The following is a 1,989-nucleotide window of genomic DNA, read 5'->3' on the forward strand; positions in this document are numbered from 1 at the left end:
ATTCGGGCCCAGCTGGAAGCTCAGCGCGCGCTTTCGGAATAGTCCGAGCGCCGAGGTCTCGGAATCGGGCGGCACCCTGTCATAAGGACAATGTTATGAAGCTCGTTGTGCTTGGGGCAACCGGCAGAACCGGGCGGCTTGTCACCGAGCAAGCCTTGGCTCGAGGCCACAGCGTTGTCGCCGCCAGCGAGCCGCGCGATAGCGATCAGCTTACCGCTCTCATCCCCGGGCGGGAGGCGGTTATCTCATGCCTCGGTCAGCGATCGTCCAAGGACGCGGACCTCCTCCAGGAAAGTGCGCGAGCGGTTATCCGGGCCATGAGGGCGTGCGGCGTTCGCCGCTATCTCGTGATTTCTCAGGGGCTGCTGTATCCAACGGCCAACCCGCTGCTTTGGATGTTGCGTCTTCTGCTTGCGAGACAAGTGGCCGACAGCACGTCGATGGAGCGGGAAATTCAGGCCAGCAACCTGGACTGGACGATCGTGCGCCCGCCAAGACTATTGGAGGGCGGAACGCCCCGTGGATATCGATCCAATGTGGGAGCGATGCCGCCCGGCAAAGTCATCATGGAGCGTGCCGATCTGGCCGCTTTCCTGCTCGACGAAGCTGAAGCGCAAAATCACGTCCGTGCGATCGTTGGCGTCGCCTCTGCAATGGGGCCGGCCGCACATGACGCCCATCAACGAAGGGCATCCCGATGAAGGATACCGCAATCAATCCCTTTGCTTTCCATGTGGATCCCGAGTCGCTGCGCAACCTGAGGAAATGCCTGGGCCCGCCTGATGAAGTCGTGCCTGAAATCCGTCATCGCCTTAAGTTGAACGTAGAATTCTAACATCAAAAAAGGAGACACGAGATGCCGAGAACGATATTCATCAATCTTCCCGTTGCGGATCTCGCGAAGTCGAAAGCCTTCTACGAGGCGATTGGCTTCACGCACAATCCGCACTTCAGCGACGAGGTCAGCGCCTGCATGGTCCTGACCGACGTCATCCACATCATGCTGCTCACTCATGCGAAATGGCAGACCTTTACGCACCGTCCAATTCCGCCGTCGACTTCGAGCGAGGTGATGCTCGCATTATCGTGCGGGAGCCGCGAGGACGTCGATGCGATGAACGAGGCCGCCGCCACCAATGGCGGAACCGCTGACGTCAATGCGAAGCAGGACTACGGCTTCATGTATAATCGCAATCTGGCCGATCCCGACGGCCATGTCTGGAAAGCGATGTGGATGGACATGCCCGCCGCTCCCAGCCCTGCGTGAATTGAAATAGCCTGGTTCCTTCAGCTGCAGCGTCTGCCTGTGTATTCGTGCGTGGTTGAAGGGCTTGACGCTCTACCGGAGGCTTGGGCACCTCTCTGATCGAAGCGGACCAGCTTTTTTCACATCACGAGATGATCAGCGCCATAGCGAGTACGTCGATCGGCGCATTCACAGAAACGGTGAAGCACAATGCAGCAGCAGATTTCCGCCATCACTCTCGGCATTGCCGATCTGTCGCGGTCCCGCCGATTTTACGTGGAAGGCTTCGGCTGGAGCCCGGTATTCGAGAATCACGAAATCATCTTCTATCAGATGAACGGCCTGGTGCTCGGAACGTTCAGCAAAGCGGCTCTTGAGGGAGACATGAACCGCGGCGGACTTTTGAGTCCCGGCGCATTTACGCTAGCGCACAATGTTCCTGTAAAGCAGGATGTAGAGCCCGTAATGAAGCAACTCGTAAACGCAGGCGGGCGAGTGCTTCGGCCTGCCTCCGGCGCATGGTGGTTTCCGAGGTTACGTCGCCGATCCTGACGGCCACGCGTGGGAAATTGCCTGGAATCCGGATTGGACGATCGACGAGCGCGGTGCAGTGACGTTTGGCGCTTGCACATTGGATACAGTTATCTATATTAAATAATTCGACCGGTCCAGTGGAAGGGCGGCTTTAAAGTGCCCGACAACCCATTTTGCGGGGTGAGAAAATTTGTCAAATCGCATTGTCT

2 protein-coding genes and 1 pseudogene are annotated in these 1,989 nt (G+C 57.9%); all 3 read left to right on the top strand.

The window, feature by feature from the left end; translation table 11 throughout:
* Positions 1-95 precede the first annotated feature (95 nt).
* The 3 genes and pseudogenes from AC1D00_RS38770 to AC1D00_RS38780 all read left to right on the top strand — a co-directional run bounded on the left by AC1D00_RS38770 (position 96) and on the right by AC1D00_RS38780 (position 1,904).
* Complete coding sequence (locus tag AC1D00_RS38770) at positions 96-701, top strand: NAD(P)-dependent oxidoreductase (protein ID WP_477014312.1); 606 nt, start codon at positions 96-98, stop codon at positions 699-701.
* 155 nt (positions 702-856) lie between these two features.
* On the top strand, positions 857-1,267 hold the full coding sequence (locus AC1D00_RS38775) for a VOC family protein (RefSeq protein WP_477014313.1): 411 nt from the start codon (positions 857-859) through the stop codon (positions 1,265-1,267).
* 189 nt (positions 1,268-1,456) lie between these two features.
* Positions 1,457-1,904: pseudogene (locus AC1D00_RS38780) on the top strand (VOC family protein).
* The last annotated feature ends 85 nt before the right edge of the window (positions 1,905-1,989 follow it).

The sequence above is a fragment of the Bradyrhizobium sp. P2_E8 genome (genome assembly GCF_056403875.1).